Origin of the sequence: Agrobacterium sp. T29 (assembly GCF_006970545.1) — a bacterium.
Classification (GTDB): domain Bacteria; phylum Pseudomonadota; class Alphaproteobacteria; order Rhizobiales; family Rhizobiaceae; genus Agrobacterium; species Agrobacterium leguminum.
The window spans coordinates 215,155-230,756 of record NZ_CP040642.1 but is presented as its reverse complement, the minus strand read 5'-3'; the positions used below and the strand labels follow the sequence as shown (position 1 = coordinate 230,756).

Genomic DNA, 15,602 nt, shown 5'->3' with positions numbered 1-15,602 from the left:
ATTCTCGTTTTGATCAATGGGCAACGGCACTGCCGATATTGCCCGAAATTTTCCATGCAGGCGGCCCGTTGGCTGACCAGCTGAATCGCTGCGCAAATTTTTTACAATCCTTATTGCGCGATATATGAAAGATGATACATAATATATCAATACAGCGCGGACATGCTTTAGGCAAGAGGGCGGGGGAAGTGAAAAATCCGATCAAGTCTCTTCTGCAGGCGGGTGGAGCCTGCGTTAACGGCTGGCTTTCAATTCCATCCGGTTACGGGGCAGAAGTCATGGCTCGTGCTGGATGGGATGCGCTGACAGTCGACCTGCAGCATGGCGTTCAGGACTATCAAAGCCTTGTGAACTGCTTCCAGGCGATTGCTGCCTTTCCGGTGACGCCGCTGGCAAGGGTGCCGTCAAACGAACCGGGGATAATTGGCAAGGTTCTTGATGTAGGGGCATGGGGTGTCATTTGCCCGATGGTGAATAGTCCTCAAGAGGCGGAGGCTTTCGTTTCGGCATGCCTCTATCCGCCATATGGGACCAGGTCCAACGGCCCGAACCGCGCAGGCTCCTATGGCGGTTCGGATCAGAGTTATCAGTCTTTCGCCAATGAAGAGGTGCTGGTCATCCCGATGATCGAGACTGTGGCTGCGGTTAGTCAACTCGAGGCGATACTTGATGTGCGAGGTATCAGCGGAGTTTACGTAGGCCCTAGCGATCTTGGTTTCTCCCACGGACTGCCACCGGTCTTCGACAGCCGCGATTCGCTGATGCTAGATATTTACAGGCACATTGTTGCTGAAACCTCGCGTCGTGGACTTTTCGCAGGAATCCATACTATCGATCCAGCTTACGCTGTCGAAATGCAGGAGCTTGGGTTTCGTTTCGTTACCATCGCGAGTGACGCTTCGCTGATGGCAAAGGCCGCGCGCGAAACGGTTCAGACCTTCCGCTTCGGCACTAACGGTTCAATCCATACGAAATAGAGTGCGCCTAAATGGTAACCGCCATTTTGAAATGTCTTACATCAGCACTCGGGTCGAGCCTGTAGGCAGTTATGAAAAACGTTGATCCTCAATCAGTCTGCATTCGCGAGTTTTATGACAAAAACCTAAAAGGATAGTTTCATGAAGAATTGTAAGGTCATGCTGATCACCGGCGGAGCGAGCGGCATTGGTGCTGCCACCGTTCGTATGGCCGCAGCACAGGGCCACAACGTCGTCATTGCGGATATCAATGATGAGGCCGCGCAGAACGTTGCGCGATCGGCCGGATCAAACGTATCATCTGTGCGTCTCGATATCTGCTCGGAAGCAAACTGGAAAGAGGTGTTGGACAAGGTCTGGGCGGACTTTGGCCGACTTGATGTGTTGATTAATAATGCGGCGATTGCTCATACAGGCTATGCCGTCGATGTTTCGATTGCGAAACATCAGCACACGATCAATACCAATTTTATGGGGGCGGTAATCAGTATGCTGGAAACCTTGCCCAGATTCAAGCAGCAGGGCTTTGGCCATATCGTCAACATCTCGAGCATGAATGCTTTTCTACCGTTTCCAGGCATTGCCAGCTATTCAGCTGCAAAGCACGCCCTCAGAGCATTCCATCATGCGGTTGCGATCGAAGAGCGGAAGGGAACCACAGACTTCACTATAGTCTATCCGACGGCCACCGAGACCCCGATGCTGGAACAGGAGGCAGAGGATGATGCAATGGCTCTGGCTTTTGCAGGCGATCCAGTTACTCCCGAGGCTGTTGCTGCGGCGATTCTTCGCGGGATCAAAAACAAATCTGACGAAGTCTACATTCCGGCAAGCAGGGGCAGCTTCGTGCGCAAGACCGGAGTGCGACCTCAGAAACTCCGGGAGCTCTACGACCGCAACGAGATCATTGGCGCGGAGAAGCTGAAGCAACGTCGGGAGCGTATTAAAGCTAAAGCCTAGAGCGTCGTGCGTCATTCCACACGCACAAATGACCTTCTAACATTTTGAATCTACGTACAGCTGCCCTCTATACAGAAAATGCACTTGATCCGGGTGGCCGCTGTTTCTGGAAGATCTGATATGGAAGAGCGGGTTTCCACGACATGATGAAAAATGGATACAATATTCCCAAGAATGACTTAAGCGGATTTCTCATTGCACCCGACATTTTTGCCACGCAAGTCTTCCAACAGTTGAGCAGACCAATGTCGCAGAATTTCAACATTCTCGAGCACCTGCGGCAACGCGATGCATATAAGGTTTATGCCGCGATTGTGGATGACATAACCGAAAGCAATGCATCCACACATGAAAGACCCAAAAACACCGGGGGCAAATGCAAAATTGCGACAGAAGGCGATCGCTTCCCAATGCCCCCTGCAACGCTATTTGACATCTGCCACGGCAAATTGATGGGACCTGCGAAATGAAGATCAAGGCGATCCATACGATACCGCTATTATGCAATTTCAAGAAGGAGTATCATTGGGCAGATGGAGTCACTCTATCATCACCGATTGTCCTGATAGAGATTGAAACCGAAGACGGTATTGTCGGCGTAGCCGAATCCGGCGTTGGCCCGACAATTGAACCCATGCTTGCTATTCTTCATGACGCAATTCCGCATTTTATCGGCAAGTCTGTCTATGATGCCAACCGGCTGATCTGGGACTACTTTATGACCGGGTTCAAGGCGCGCGGCGTGGGAAGCCAGTACCGTATGTTCTCGCGCACGATGTCTGGTATCGAGCTTGCGGCGTGGGATGCAATCGGAAAAGCGATAGGCCAGCCTGTCTGCAATGTACTGGGCGGTGCTGTCCATGACAAGATCGGCTATTTCGGCTTCGTACAGGGTGACACACCCAAAGAGCTTGCCGACCATGCTAAGGAGCTGATTGATCAGGGGTTTCAGGTTCTCTACGTCAAGGTGGGCCGCGGAGACGACTTGGATATTGCCATCGTGAAAGCCGTGCGCGAGATCGCCCCATATGTTCGGCTGCGGCTTGATGCCAATGAAGCCTGGGATACTCTTCGGGCGCTCCGGATGATGGAGCGGTTGAAACCTTTTGACATTGAAATAATGGAGCAACCGGTTCCCGGTACGCTTGGCCCGGATGGGCTGCTTCGGTTGCAAGGTGTTGGGATGCCGCTTGCTGCGGATCAGAGCATTTATCTTCCTGAAGAAGTCTTTGCGATGTGCTCCACACGGGCTGCGCAGTCTATCGTGCTCGGACCTCATGAAACCTGCGGTGCATTGAGATGGCGTCAGGCAGCTGCCATCGCCGCCGCTGCTAATGTACGCATTAACATTCACGGAATTTTTGAAACAGGCATTACCACCTGCATTGCCAATCAAGTGGGTTCAACGGTATCGAACCTCGATGATGGCAATCAGATCATGTGGCAACTGTTGGCTGAAGATATTATCGAGGTGCCTGACCTGCGTCCTGTAGACGGATTCCTTCCAGTCAGCAAGAAGCCAGGTTATGGTTTCGAACTGAACCGGGATGCCGTTGCCCGGGCGCATGAGAACTATCTCCGTCAACAGGCATGGACTCAGACACATCCGGCTTGAGGGTCGTTGGTTCCTGATAAAAGTACCGTAAGTGTAGCAAGCGCAAACCTGTAGAGGCTGGAGTTGTTCAGACTGGCCTCTGTCAGACTGGCAGGATTGGCGAAAAAACGGCTTTTGTCGGACTTGTGAAAGTTTACACGGGTATGAAATGGGGCGAACGCTACCCTTGCAATTATAAAACATATCACTGTGACTTGACATATTTTCCCGCTTTATAAGCGACATTACATCAAAATCAGGCTACCAAAACAATACATATGATATATCATGCACGAATCCTTCACCAAGAGGTAAAGGGATTGAGTTAGTCTCGAAATTTGGGTGTACCATGCCTTTATCTGGGTTTACTTCCAATAATCTGAGTGTCGATCTCGCGGCAGTCACTGATCCTGATCTTATCGCGAGATACGCGGATGTCTTTGCAGGCGCGCTGAATTTTAGGAACTCTGACGCTGAAATTATGAGATATCCTTTCCCTTTTGGTGGAGATCGGTACGATCTCAAGATTGGTGTCGAGCCACATGACCGTACCGGCGAGACAGGTGCTTTCCACGCCTTTTTCGATATCGATGAGCATTACCTCGCCGCGATCGCGGACCGTGCCGCCACGCTGAAGCGTGATCCAAGCCGCTTCAATGCTTTGCCGCACATGATCGAAGCCCAGTGGGAAGCCATGGATTACATCATGTCCAACGTCGCCTATGATTTCCCGAAGGATTTCAGCTATATCCGTGACGGAAACACAATCTATTGGCAAAACCGCCTACTGGGAATAGACCATGTCCTGAAATATGGTGACAGGGAAGGCCTGCCCTGCGACCCGCTGGAATACATCACACGGCAGGTGCAAGGCGATTTTGCACTGCTCGATCAGCGTGACGGAAGTCTCTGGCTTGATGCCGGCATGATTACCGAAGCCGGCGGTTGGTCATTCGATTTCATATTTGGGATGGATTGGCGAGGCATTCATGGCCCGGTTAAGGCCGAGGCCGAGAACAGGGTTATCGAGCGGGCTCTAAAGATGACAATGTCGCTTGCGGCGCATGCCCCGCAGCGCCGCGTCAATTGGCTTCTGACCATCAAACCGCGGTTGGACATTTCGCTTGAGAATCGCCCGTACACACTTGGCGATTCGCTCGGAAACCAGCCCGGTAATCTTCCAGATGATCTTTTCATGAGGACCGAATTCCAGCAGCTTTATCGTTTGCCGAAAAGCAACGCGATTATCTTCGTTCTGCGTAACTATCTCGCCTCGTTCCGTGAGTTGGCCCGATGCCGGAAATGGGCGATCCGTATGCATCGCGTTTTGCGCGATCTCGATCCGACACTCGAAAGGTTTGCTTACACTACAAATCGGTCGGAGATTGTTGAATGGCTCTCTCAATTCGATGACGGACGTGAACTTAGTCCCGGTCGTGGTCCGGATCAGGACGCGCTTGATCCAGAGTGGCGATGATGAATATGCCGAAACCCGTCGTTAAATATCGTCACAGAATATATTCCTCAAGCAGGCCGGTTTATGAAGATTTGCGCTGGTCCCAGGCGCAGGATTGTCTTGTCATATGCGATTCAAGCGGCGCTCCAGCGGTTCGGGCACTTCTGGCGCAACCGCATCCTGAACGTTTGATAGTTGTTCAACTGAACGGAGGGAATATACCTGGTAAAGACAACCTGCTTGCACAGGCTTCACAATGGATCGATCGTGCACCGGCCGGCTCGGCTCTTCTTGCGGCGGGAGAAGAGCCCCTTCTGTGCGCATTACGCCGGATGGCGTGGGAAAAGGGCTATTCTGCTGACGCCATGATCCTGCAGCGAACCGGGCGTGCTCTGCGCGACACCCGCTGCGCACATTGTCATACCATAACCTCCAACGTCGCCTTTCAGGCCTTCACCTGCTCGGGTTGCGGACGCGTTCTTGTCGTGCGCGACCATTATTCGATCCGACTTGGCGCTTATATCGCTAACATGATGATGCCCGAAGATCCCATGATACCCGAGATGCTGGAGACTGCCCTGAAATGAGTTTTGCCGAGTACAGACTGTACGAACTTTACGAGATCATCGAAAGGGCTGAGAACCTGAAGAGTTTTCGCTTTCGGACTCTTGATGGAGATAGAGTGCCCGCCTTTTCGGCCGGAGCCCATGTCCTCGTTACTGTACCCGGCCCCCACGAACGTCAGATACGCAATGCCTATACGCTTACAAGTCCTCCTGGCGACCGAAGCCATTTTGAAATCACGGTCCAACTGGAGCCGGACGGTCGCGGGGGATCGCGCCATCTGCATGAGGTCGCCAGAGCAGGGATGATTTACCCTATCCGCGCGCCGATCAATCTTTTTGGTCTAGAAAACCGGGCGCACAAACATCTGTTTGTGGCTGGCGGCATCGGAATAACGCCGATCCGCGCACTCATGAGCGAAGCAGAGCGGCGTGGCGAGAACTGGGAGTTGCACTATGGATTTCGTGGAGTTCAACGTGCAGGATTTCTCACGGAAATCAATACCCATGATCCCCGCATCACTTTGTGGGACAGTATGCGCTCCGACAGGCTTGATCTTACTCGTATCCTGTCCGGCCAACCCTTCGGTACAAAGCTTTACATATGTGGACCAGAGCGGCTTGTAGAAGGGGCAAGGTCCGCTGCGCTAGCGAAGGGCTGGCCGGCTTCGTCCATACTGTCCGAAGAATTTGTCCGTGCTGGTCTCGGTCTCCCTTTCAGTGCGCGTCTGTTGACAGGACAGATTCTGGAGGTTGGGCCCACTCAATCCCTGCTCGAAGCGCTTGAAGATGCAGGCCACCCACAACCATATATGTGCCGCATGGGGCAATGCGGCCAATGCCGGATCGGATTGCGCCCTTCTGCAGGCAAGACTTTGCACCGGGACGGCACCCTAACTGATGCCGAGCGCCAGTCCGGAAACACAATCATTCCGTGCGTGTCACGCCATTGCGGAGGCCTGCTTCAGCTTGCCATCTGATGGGGCAAGGGAGCGTTCACATGAAGGATGTAGTCTAATTCGCTGCAGAAGGCTGAACTTAAGGCGGCCTGACCATTTTGATGCTTTCAGTAAGGTTGTTTTATGCGCTTCATCTGCAAGAAGAATTCTTTTTACATCTGCGGCTCTTCGAACTGTCAGTTCCTGCCATCGTTGAGCTTCAGCAACTTTTCTCCACCGCGGACACGATTTTCTCCGGGAGGCGACAGTATGTTGGTGGAAAGCGCACGTGTCTTCAAGAGAACGCAGCCTGAAATTGATAAACCGGATGCATTCCGTCTGTTGGCTTGATAGTTGGTGGTTGCCTGCGCCCGAACTGAGAAAGAAACCGTAATCATGACCAACCGAATGAACGGCGCACAAAGCCTAGTCCACACGCTCATAGCGGGAGGTGTCGATACATGTTTCGCCAATCCCGGCACCAGTGAAATGCATTTCGTAGCAGCCTTGGATCAGATTCCCGGCATTCATTGCGTCCTTGGCCTGCAAGAGAATGTCGTGACTGGGATGGCCGACGGCTATTACCGGATCGCTGGTAAGCCTGCCGCCACGCTCTTGCATTGCGGACCCGGCTTGGCCAACGGTCTCGGAAACCTGCACAATGCGCGGCGCGCGCACAGCGGTATGGTCAATATCGTCGGTGATCAGGCGACATGGCATCGCCCCTTCGATGCGCCGCTGACAGCGGATACCGACAGTCTGGCGCGCGCTGGATCCGATTGGGTTCGGACGTCCGTCCGGGCGGAGGATGTCGGGCGTGATGCGGCCATGGCACTGCAGATCGCGCGACGGATTGGAGGAGGAATCGCCACGCTGATTCTCCCTTCGGACGCATCCTGGGATGAGGGTGGCGAGGTCGCACCACCGCTCCACCCGATTGCCCCGGCCCCGGTGTGCGGCACAACCATTGAAGCGACCGCTCGTATCCTGCGGGAAAACGGCTCAAATACACTCATCCTTCTGGGAAGTCACGCGACGCTGGCTGCTTCGCAAGATGCCGCCTGGCGTGTGGCCCAGACCACTGGCTCAGCCATTCTGGGCGAATTCGTATGCGCCCGGATGGAACGTGGCCGCGGGCGCCCACCAATCGAACGCGTACCCTATAACCAAGCGGCAGCGATGATGGTTCTCGACCGTTTTAGCCAGATTATCCTGGTCGGCGCGAAGCCACCGGTTGGCTTCTTTGGATATCCGGGCCAGCCTTCAATACATTTCAATCCGAATACGCAATTCCATGCCCTGACCCGCCCGGGCCAAGATCATGCGGCTGCCTTGCTCGCGCTGGCCGAAGAGCTAGGTGCACAGGCAGTATATTTGCCTGAACGCGGGCCTCGCCCTGAAATCCCAACAGGTTCACCGACACCGGAAGGACTGGCGCGTCTGATCGCCGCCGTGATGCCGGAAAACAGCATCGTTTCTGATGAAAGTGTCTCCTATGGTCGCGGCTTCTATGCTGAAAGCCACAACGCCCCATCGCATGACTGGCTGCACTTGACCGGTGGTGCGATCGGAGATGGCATGCCGGTAGGTACCGGCGCAGCGATTGCCGCAGGCGGACAACGACGGGTGATCGGACTGCAGGCAGATGGCTCGGCGATGTATTCGCTACAGGCACTTTGGACACAGTCGCGTGAGCGATTGCCTGTGACAACTATCATCCTGTCGAACCGTAAATACGCGATCCTGATCGGTGAATATACAGGAGTAGGTGCAACGCCCGGTCCCACGGCAATGAATATGCTGGACCTATCCACTCCTGCAATAGACTGGGTCCGCCTGGCCAACAGTCTAGGGGTCGAGGCCGCACGAACCGAAACGCTTGAAGGCTGTGCTGACCTTATGCGTCAAAGCTTTTCTCAGCGGTCTCCTTTTCTCATCGAGCTTGTAATCTGAGCCAGAGATACAAACCCACGTCCATTTGTTGATTATCCTGGAAGCGAGTACACGCGAGCGCGAGGCTCTCTCAGCGGTTCGACGAAGCCTCGAAGCGCACAAATGTTATACTTTTTTACGAACGGTGAGTTCAGGCCGACGAGGACTGACCGCGTTTAGAGCACGTCGCGGCTAAACGGTTTCTGGATTGAACGAAGCCGCTTTTGCGGTGAGTGCGGGATTTGCATGATGCGCTTCTGATTTTGAAGGATTGAGCTGTTTGGCCCAACCTTCAAATAGGAGATGACGATCCGCAACGTAAGACCGTATGTCCGTCTTCGTGGCTGAGGTGGCTCGCCCTATACTGGTCTTGCGAGGGTTGCTCGGAAAGGCCGAGCCGATCCTCATCACAGGAGGACGAGCCGTGGCAAATTATAGGGGAAGCTTTTGTTGGAATCGACGTCGCCAAGTTAAAGAATGCAATTGCTGTCGATGAATCCGGCCGGGACGGAGAGGTGCGCTTTTGGGGTGAGGTTGGCGCGTCCGATACCAGTATGCGCCGCATCATCCAGCGGATAGCAGCAAAGTTTGATCGCGTTCATTTCTGTTACGAGGCGGGTCCGACCGGATACGGCCTATATCGGCTGATCCAATCGCTTGGCCATGAATGTGTGGTCGTTGCGCCTTCCTTGATTCCCAGAAAACCAGGCGACCGGGTGAAGACCAACCGTAGAGATGCACTCGCGCTCGCCCGGCTATTTAGGGCCGGCGAGCTCACGGCAGTGTGGGTTCCCGACGAGAGCCATGAGGCGATGCGAGACCTCGTTCGCGCCCGAGCTTCTGCAGTCGAGACATTACGGGTTCATCGACAACAGGTAAGTGCCTTTATGCTCAAGCATAGTCGGATCTATCCACGCAAAAAGGGCTGGACGATGCGATATTTGCGCTGGCTGCAGGAGCAACAGTTCGATCACCCCGCGCATCTGATTGCTTTGCAGGAAATTGTCGAGGCGGTGCGCCTCTCGAAGGAGCGCGTCGAGCGACTGGAGAAGGTGATGGAGGAGTTTATCCCCACTTGGTCTCTCGCGCCCGTCGTTCGAGCTCTACAGACGTTACCAGGGGTCGATCTGATCGTCGCTGTCACCTTCGCCACAGAGGTGGGTGACGTGACCCGCTTTGAAAGCCCCCGCCAATTGATGGGCTATCTCGGCTTGGTTCCTGGTGAGCGATCAACGGGTGAGACAGTCAGACGGGGCTCAATCACCAAGGCAGGCAATGGGCGTGTTCGGCACATGCTGGTCGAGAGCGCCTGGACATATCGCTATCCGCCGAAGGTTGGCGCGAGGAAGCTGTACCGTATGGAGCAGGCGCCGCCAAAGTGCGGGAGATAGCATGGAAGGCTCAGAGCCGGTTGACGGCTCGTTATCGAACGCTGACCGGACGAGGAAAGCGAACGACGGTGGTTTGTACCGCCATTGCCCGCGAGTTGAGTGGCTTCATGTGGGCCGTTGCAAGGGAGGCGCAGTCGATCAGATTGTAGATCGCCGAATCAAACTTGCACCTCGCGCATGGGCGGGGGCGGAACAACGGCAGGGGAACACCCGTCAGACGCTTTGTGGCCGGCATTTGACCGACGCCCGCAGTAAGATCGGAATAGCACCGGACGCACAATCGGGAATGCGGTAGCCAACCCGCGCATCAGAGCTTGATCACCGACGTCCTTGAGTTCCGCCTCCACCCATGCGCGGTCATCATCATGAGCAGCCGTTTCTCCGGAACGGTCGTTTCCTCGCGCCCAAAGCATTGACAACGGACATCATAGCCAAGGCTTCTCCGAGCGGGGATTTTGGAGCGACACCGGCCGGTTATGTGGAACCAGACCCGCACATAGGCGACGAGCGGAGCAAACCGTTCCTGCCGTCCAGCAAGACGAGCCTGCGAATCAAGGCCACGCAATTCGGCTTCGATCCGGTACAACTCTCCGATGCGCTTAACACCTTCCTCGGCAATTGGTGCTGTTGCGTTGCAGGTGATCTCTACCAGCTTGCGACGAGCGTATGCCCAACAGTAGGCAAGCCGAATGCCTGGATCAACGCGCTGTGGTGCGATTAGTCTGTTGCGTGCTTGAAGGCTGCAACCAGCTTCTCAAGCCGTTCGATCCGCTCGTCCTTGCGGGCCACCTGTGCGTCTTTGATTGCCTCCCACTTTTGCGCCGCGACTAGCATCGCCTTCAGGGCAACAATATCATCGGGAAGATTGGCAACGTCCAACATGGCCAGAGCCTACCAAAACCAAACCCGTTCCGCTTCCGGAATCTATCGTGCTGAATCATCGTGTCGCAGCTATTCGATAGCGACCACCGGTGCTCTCGTTTCGACAGCCCGAAACCGCCTCCAATCAAGCCCGGCAAACAGCGCCTCAAACTGAGCGTGGCTCAATGTCATCAGGCCGTTTTTGATGCCAGGCAAGTGAAGCTGTGCTCCTCCAGCCTCTTGTAGGCAAGCACGATGCCGGAACCGTCCCAGTAGATTAGCTTCAGCCGGTCTGCTTTGCGAGATCGAAACACGAAGACTGTTCCGGTAAACGGGTCCTTGTGCAGTTCGTTCTTCTCCAGTGCGGTCAATCCATCATGCCCCTTACGGAAGTCCACGGGTTTGGTCGCCACCATGATCCGCACGCGGTTCGATGGAAAGATCATGTTGCGGCCGCCAAGGCCCGCGCGATGGCGGCGATCCGGGCAACAGACGCACCTCCTCAAGACGTATCGTGACGCGGCCAACAACAATCTCTGTACGGGAATCTGGTTTGACACTCAGCGGCTCGGGTGGGGGGTCTCGACGACCATCGCCGCGAATTCGACTGCATCGTCCGGCTAGGGCAAAACCAGTTTGCCTTGTCGTGCCAGTGTTCGCCAGATCGACAGATGATTGGCCTTCAGCCCGTGGCGGGCAGCGACCTCATTAACCGTCACGCCCGGACCCAAACTTTCCGGCACGATCCGTGCCTTGACCTCATCAGGCCATTGACGATGCACCTCGCGTCCGCTCCGCCGCGCCGTGAGAAACCTCCCACGTAGCTTCCATGTAGAAACTCCTTATCGCTCTTCCATGAAAACTCGATCACAGATAAGGAGACTGCGGGCAACGTGGGGATAGAACAGCGGTTGCCTGAACCTTGACGCGGATGATCATGGATGAGAACGGTACGGGTGCTTGGGCGGCCCTCGCAAGGCATGTCGATCCGATAGCGCTCTTGATCGCAGACGAGCGAAAGGAATATGATGATCTCGTCCTTTGTTTCCATGCACCGCGTGAACCACAGCCTCCAATATCAATAGGACGACGGCACGAACTTAAACGTAATCGAGAGCTTATTCGGTCGTGTCGCGAAAGCCTACAAGGCATCAATCATCGCGTCTCGACGAAGTACCTTGACTGGTACCTGCTGGCGAGAGCCGTCTGTAGCCTTTCCGCATCCTCAACCAACTCTACATCCAAAGAGAATTGCTTTGCGATGTCGGCGGTCAACGATGGATGTTCGCGATGTATTAAAATGTCGAGGACGACATGGCGATTGTTTACCCTCGAGGAGTTAGGTGACGCGCCTGCTCGATGATGAATTCCAAGATGACGCACGTTTTGGTTTGGGCATCGACATGAAGTGGTATTTCCGAATTCTAGATCGTAGAACAGGATGACTCTCTCGAAGGCGGTTTTCTGGTCTTCGAGGATCAAGGTCTGCGATCTCAAATCCGCCAAACTAGCGACAATTCCGGGCCAAGTCGTCTTTCAATTCACTGACATCTGCCGTTATATGCATTACGCCTGAAGATAGCACAGTCCTCATGGGAATCTTATTGTACTTGCTACATAATGCCGTGAGTGTCTCCAAGAAGCTATCCGCCTACGCATTTTTTAGAGATTTCCGATAGCAAGACGCTCGCTCAGGACTATCCGGTAGCAAAGTTGGTAGCATTTAACCGATTCAGGCTAACAATTAGTTAGCCTTCCATTAACCAAAAGTCTCCTTCAATAGTCGTTTTTGCACGTTATAAATCGATTTAAATAATTGCTATTGGAGGAACGGCATATGAAAAAATTACTGATGGCATCGGTGGCGGTGCTGTGCCACGCAAGCCTGAGCACGGCTGCTGAACTTGAAGTTACCCATTGGTGGACGTCCGGCAGTGAAGCTGATGCCGTCCGAGTATTGGCGAATGCCTTCAATGCGACAGGCAATGCCTGGAAAGACGGGGCAATTGCTGGCGCCGGTGGTGTAGCCCGTCCTCTCATTACCAGCCGTATTACCGGTGGCGCTCCAATGGGAGCTACGCAGTTCACTCATGGCAAGGCGATGAATGAACTTATCCAGGCTGGTCTGATGCGCGATGTGACAGATATAGCGCGCCGCGATGGCTGGCTCGACAAGGTATATCCAGCAAGTCTTCTGAAGGACTGCACATTCGAAGGCCGGGTCTATTGTGTTCCATCCAATATTCACTCGCAGCAGTGGCTCTGGGTCGGTCACAAGGCTTTCGAGACGGCCAGGGTTCAGGTGCCGAAGAACTGGGACGAATTCGTTGCCAGCGCTCCGGCTCTTGAAGAAAAGGGCATTGTTCCGCTCGCAGTTGGCAGGCAGCCCTGGCAAATCCAGCTTCTTTTCAATGTTCTCATGGTCTCCGTAGGTGGACCGGAACTGTTTGAGCGCGTCTATGACAAGAAAGATGCGGAATATGCCGCAGGTCCAGACGTTGCGAAGGTGTTTGCCGCGGCGGCAGACGCTCGCAGGCTTTCCGCAAAGTCGAATGTCCAGGAATGGAATCTTGCAACCCAGATGGTCATAGACGGCCGCGCCGGTGCCCAGATCATGGGGGACTGGGTTCAGGGCGAGTTCACCCACGCGGGGCTTGTCGCAGGCAAGAATTTCGAGTGCCTTCCCGGGCTTGGTCTTTACCAGTATATCACGACAGCGGGTGACGCTTTCTATTTCCCGAAAGTTTCCAATCCTGATATTATCGCCGCGCAAGACGCTCTCGCATCCGTCATCGTCGATCCGGCGGTACAGGTAAAGTTCAATCTTACCAAAGGCGCCTTGCCTGTCCGCAGTGACGTGGATATGGCGGATGCTACGCCCTGTATGAAGCGTGGCCTCGATATTCTGGCAAAAGGACAGATCGTTCGCAGCGTAAACAGCATGATATCTCCTGATTCCGTTGCGCGCATTACAGATCTGGTCGTCGAATTTTTCAGCGATGCCAAGTTTACACCAGAGCGTGCCCAGAAGGAATTCGTGGATATCATCAAGGACGCAGACTGATCGATTCCGATCTTGAGCCCTTGGCGGCTGATGTGCCGTTTCCTTTGAATTTCCTTACGGTCGAGATATAAAACATGGCTTATTCTGCCGCGAAAAGGGCGAGGTTCAGGAACCTCAGCGCCCTGTTTGCCTCGGTGCCAATGGTTGCGACAGCGATTGTCGTTTATCTGGGATGCACTGTCTGGACAGTTGTATATTCGTTCACCAGTTCACGCCTTCTCCCTAAAGCGGAATGGGTGGGGCTGGCGCAATATGAAAGACTGTGGTCAGCCCGCCGCTGGCTCATCTCCATCGAGAACCTTGCCATTTATGGCGTGATGATGCTGGTTCTCTCATTGGTGCTCGGGTTTGTCCTTGCTGCGATGATTGATCAGAAAGTGAGGTTCGAGAACACCTTCAGATCCATCATACTATATCCCTATGCCTTGAGTTTCATTGTGACCGGTCTGGTCTGGCAGTGGTTGCTCAATCCGGAATTCGGGATCCAGAACGTTATCCGTGAACTGGGATTCGAAACGTTTTCGTTCGACCCTCTTTATGACTCTTCCCTTGTCCTTTTCGGTGTCATCGCCGCGGCTTTGTGGCACGGAACAGGTCTGGTGATGTGCCTCATGCTGGCGGGATTGCGCGGCATAGATGAGGATATATGGAAGGCCACGCGAGTGGAAGGTATTGCAAAATGGAAGACGTATATTTTTGTCGTCATTCCGATGATGCGGCCCGTGTTCATCACATCTCTGGTTCTGATCACTTCCGGAATCATCAAGCTGTATGACCTGATTATCGCCCAGACGGGCGGAGGGCCGGGGCTTTCCTCGGAAGTGCCTGCAAAATATGTGTTCGATTATCTGTTCCAGTCGCAAAACCTAGGCCAGGGCTTTGCCGCATCGACCATGATGCTCGTAGCGATAACTTTCGTCATCATTCCCTGGGCCATTCTCGAGTTCGGAGGCAAGAAACGTGGCTGAACATATCATGGCAATGGAAGGGCCTCGAGGGCCTCTTCCGAAACGTCGCTTCTCCCGCAGCAATTTCCTGTTGTATGGAACACTGCTTCTTGTTTCGGTTTATTACATTCTTCCGCTCTATGTGATGATTGTGACATCCCTGAAAGGAATGCCGGAAATACGTCTTGGCAATATCTTTGCCCCGCCTGTCGAGATCACGTTCGAGCCGTGGGTTGCAGCTTGGTCATCGACATGTACGGGCCTAAACTGTGAAGGTTTGTCCCGCGGCTTTTTCAACTCCATCAAGATCACGGTTCCTTCCGTCATCCTTTCAATCGCTATCGCATCGGTCAATGGCTATGCGCTTGCCAACTGGAAGATGAAAGGATCGGAAGTCTTCTTCACAATTCTGGTGATCGGGGCGTTCATTCCCTATCAGGTGATGATTTATCCGATCGTCATCCTGCTTCGCGAGATCGGTCTTTACGGGTCTCTGGTCGGTCTGACACTCGTGCATACTGTCTTCGGCATGCCGATCCTGACGCTTCTGTTCAGAAACTATTTCAGTTCAATCCCGGAAGAACTGTTCAAGGCGGCCCGGGTCGATGGTGCTGGTTTCTGGGGGATCTACTTCAAGATCATGCTGCCCATGGCCCTGCCTATCTTCACGGTTGCGGTTATCCTGCAAGTAACCGGCATATGGAACGACTTCCTGTTCGGCGTAATATTCACGCGACCTGAAAATTATCCAATGACCGTGCAGTTGAACAATATCGTCAACTCCGTGCAGGGTGTGAAAGAATACAACATCAATATGGCCGCGACGCTTCTGACCGGCCTCGTTCCACTCACGATATATTTTCTTTCAGGAAAACTATTCGTTCGAGGGATCGCAGCAGGTGCAGTCAAGGGATAAGTC

15 protein-coding genes and 2 pseudogenes are annotated in these 15,602 nt (G+C 54.0%); 13 read left to right on the top strand and 4 right to left on the bottom strand.

Annotated elements, in window-relative coordinates; translation table 11 throughout:
• Nucleotides 1–188 precede the first annotated feature (188 nt).
• The 9 genes and pseudogenes from FGF54_RS26160 to FGF54_RS26120 all read left to right on the top strand — a co-directional run bounded on the left by FGF54_RS26160 (nt 189) and on the right by FGF54_RS26120 (nt 9,960).
• A complete protein-coding gene (locus FGF54_RS26160) occupies nt 189–977 on the top strand; it encodes an HpcH/HpaI aldolase/citrate lyase family protein (RefSeq protein WP_246667040.1) in 789 nt (262 codons plus the stop codon).
• Nucleotides 978–1,118: 141 nt separating this feature from the next.
• Nucleotides 1,119–1,937: an SDR family oxidoreductase gene (locus FGF54_RS26155; protein WP_142781816.1), complete on the top strand. Its 819-nt coding sequence runs from the start codon at nt 1,119–1,121 to the stop codon at nt 1,935–1,937.
• Between the two features lie 143 nt (nt 1,938–2,080).
• Nucleotides 2,081–2,407: a hypothetical protein gene (locus FGF54_RS26150; RefSeq protein WP_142781815.1), complete on the top strand. Its 327-nt coding sequence runs from the start codon at nt 2,081–2,083 to the stop codon at nt 2,405–2,407.
• Nucleotides 2,404–3,552 (top strand): mandelate racemase/muconate lactonizing enzyme family protein, encoded by a 1,149-nt coding sequence (locus FGF54_RS26145; RefSeq protein WP_142781814.1) that lies wholly within the window; start codon nt 2,404–2,406, stop codon nt 3,550–3,552. Before FGF54_RS26150 ends, FGF54_RS26145 begins: the two co-directional genes overlap by 4 nt.
• A 328-nt stretch (nt 3,553–3,880) precedes the next feature.
• Nucleotides 3,881–5,008 carry a DUF3445 domain-containing protein gene (locus FGF54_RS26140; protein WP_142781813.1) on the top strand — a complete coding sequence of 376 codons (1,128 nt, stop codon included), beginning with the start codon at nt 3,881–3,883 and terminating at the stop codon, nt 5,006–5,008.
• Nucleotides 5,005–5,574 carry a dimethylamine monooxygenase subunit DmmA family protein gene (locus tag FGF54_RS26135; protein WP_142781812.1) on the top strand — a complete coding sequence of 190 codons (570 nt, stop codon included), beginning with the start codon at nt 5,005–5,007 and terminating at the stop codon, nt 5,572–5,574. Before FGF54_RS26140 ends, FGF54_RS26135 begins: the two co-directional genes overlap by 4 nt.
• Nucleotides 5,571–6,530 (top strand): PDR/VanB family oxidoreductase, encoded by a 960-nt coding sequence (locus FGF54_RS26130; RefSeq protein ID WP_142781811.1) that lies wholly within the window; start codon nt 5,571–5,573, stop codon nt 6,528–6,530. The genes FGF54_RS26135 and FGF54_RS26130 overlap by 4 nt, the downstream gene beginning before the upstream one ends.
• Nucleotides 6,531–6,896: 366 nt before the next feature.
• Nucleotides 6,897–8,441: an acetolactate synthase large subunit gene (locus FGF54_RS26125; protein ID WP_142781988.1), complete on the top strand. Its 1,545-nt coding sequence runs from the start codon at nt 6,897–6,899 to the stop codon at nt 8,439–8,441.
• Between the two features lie 410 nt (nt 8,442–8,851).
• A pseudogene (locus FGF54_RS26120) lies at nt 8,852–9,960 on the top strand (IS110 family transposase).
• A gap of 271 nt (nt 9,961–10,231) precedes the next feature.
• Here the strand turns inward: FGF54_RS26120 and FGF54_RS26115 are convergent.
• The 4 genes and pseudogenes from FGF54_RS26115 to FGF54_RS27665 all read right to left on the bottom strand — a co-directional run.
• A pseudogene (locus FGF54_RS26115) lies at nt 10,232–10,538 on the bottom strand (transposase); the annotation flags it as partial.
• Entirely contained in the window at nt 10,529–10,693 is a 165-nt protein-coding gene (locus FGF54_RS27400; protein ID WP_168208273.1) for a hypothetical protein, read from the bottom strand. The gene FGF54_RS27400 and the pseudogene FGF54_RS26115, both read right to left, overlap by 10 nt.
• A gap of 170 nt (nt 10,694–10,863) precedes the next feature.
• Nucleotides 10,864–11,118 (bottom strand): IS66 family insertion sequence element accessory protein TnpB, encoded by a 255-nt coding sequence (gene tnpB, locus FGF54_RS26110; RefSeq protein WP_371734047.1) that lies wholly within the window; start codon nt 11,116–11,118, stop codon nt 10,864–10,866.
• A 174-nt stretch (nt 11,119–11,292) separates the two neighbouring features.
• Nucleotides 11,293–11,391 (bottom strand): transposase, encoded by a 99-nt coding sequence (locus tag FGF54_RS27665; RefSeq protein ID WP_246667085.1) that lies wholly within the window; start codon nt 11,389–11,391, stop codon nt 11,293–11,295.
• Nucleotides 11,392–11,603: 212 nt separating this feature from the next.
• On the opposite strand from FGF54_RS27665, the gene FGF54_RS27845 reads away from it, so the two are divergent.
• The 4 genes from FGF54_RS27845 to FGF54_RS26085 all read left to right on the top strand — a co-directional run bounded on the left by FGF54_RS27845 (nt 11,604) and on the right by FGF54_RS26085 (nt 15,599).
• On the top strand, nt 11,604–12,035 hold the full coding sequence (locus FGF54_RS27845) for a transposase (RefSeq protein WP_371734049.1): 432 nt from the start codon (nt 11,604–11,606) through the stop codon (nt 12,033–12,035).
• Nucleotides 12,036–12,509: 474 nt separating this feature from the next.
• A complete protein-coding gene (locus tag FGF54_RS26095; RefSeq protein ID WP_142781808.1) occupies nt 12,510–13,736 on the top strand; it encodes an ABC transporter substrate-binding protein in 1,227 nt (408 codons plus the stop codon).
• A gap of 74 nt (nt 13,737–13,810) precedes the next feature.
• Complete coding sequence (locus FGF54_RS26090) at nt 13,811–14,704, top strand: carbohydrate ABC transporter permease (RefSeq protein WP_246667079.1); 894 nt, start codon at nt 13,811–13,813, stop codon at nt 14,702–14,704.
• Between the two features lie 7 nt (nt 14,705–14,711).
• On the top strand, nt 14,712–15,599 hold the full coding sequence (locus FGF54_RS26085; protein WP_142781986.1) for a carbohydrate ABC transporter permease: 888 nt from the start codon (nt 14,712–14,714) through the stop codon (nt 15,597–15,599).
• Nucleotides 15,600–15,602: the final 3 nt, after the last annotated feature.

What these genes read in the sequence shown, in the direction of transcription:
- FGF54_RS26095 (WP_142781808.1), top strand. Translation starts at nt 12,510, where the DNA reads ATGAAAAAATTACTGATGGCATCGGTGGCGGTGCTGTGCCACGCAAGC.
- FGF54_RS26125 (WP_142781988.1), top strand. Translation starts at nt 6,897, where the DNA reads ATGAACGGCGCACAAAGCCTAGTCCACACGCTCATAGCGGGAGGTGTC.
- FGF54_RS26155 (WP_142781816.1), top strand. Translation starts at nt 1,119, where the DNA reads ATGAAGAATTGTAAGGTCATGCTGATCACCGGCGGAGCGAGCGGCATT.
- FGF54_RS26150 (WP_142781815.1), top strand. Translation starts at nt 2,081, where the DNA reads ATGATGAAAAATGGATACAATATTCCCAAGAATGACTTAAGCGGATTT.
- FGF54_RS26140 (WP_142781813.1), top strand. Translation starts at nt 3,881, where the DNA reads ATGCCTTTATCTGGGTTTACTTCCAATAATCTGAGTGTCGATCTCGCG.
- FGF54_RS26090 (WP_246667079.1), top strand. Translation starts at nt 13,811, where the DNA reads ATGGCTTATTCTGCCGCGAAAAGGGCGAGGTTCAGGAACCTCAGCGCC.
- FGF54_RS26085 (WP_142781986.1), top strand. Translation starts at nt 14,712, where the DNA reads ATGGCAATGGAAGGGCCTCGAGGGCCTCTTCCGAAACGTCGCTTCTCC.
- FGF54_RS26145 (WP_142781814.1), top strand. Translation starts at nt 2,404, where the DNA reads ATGAAGATCAAGGCGATCCATACGATACCGCTATTATGCAATTTCAAG.
- FGF54_RS26135 (WP_142781812.1), top strand. Translation starts at nt 5,005, where the DNA reads ATGATGAATATGCCGAAACCCGTCGTTAAATATCGTCACAGAATATAT.
- FGF54_RS26130 (WP_142781811.1), top strand. Translation starts at nt 5,571, where the DNA reads ATGAGTTTTGCCGAGTACAGACTGTACGAACTTTACGAGATCATCGAA.
- FGF54_RS27400 (WP_168208273.1), bottom strand. Translation starts at nt 10,693, where the DNA reads ATGTTGGACGTTGCCAATCTTCCCGATGATATTGTTGCCCTGAAGGCG.
- FGF54_RS27845 (WP_371734049.1), top strand. Translation starts at nt 11,604, where the DNA reads ATGATCATGGATGAGAACGGTACGGGTGCTTGGGCGGCCCTCGCAAGG.
- tnpB (WP_371734047.1), bottom strand. Translation starts at nt 11,118, where the DNA reads ATGATCTTTCCATCGAACCGCGTGCGGATCATGGTGGCGACCAAACCC.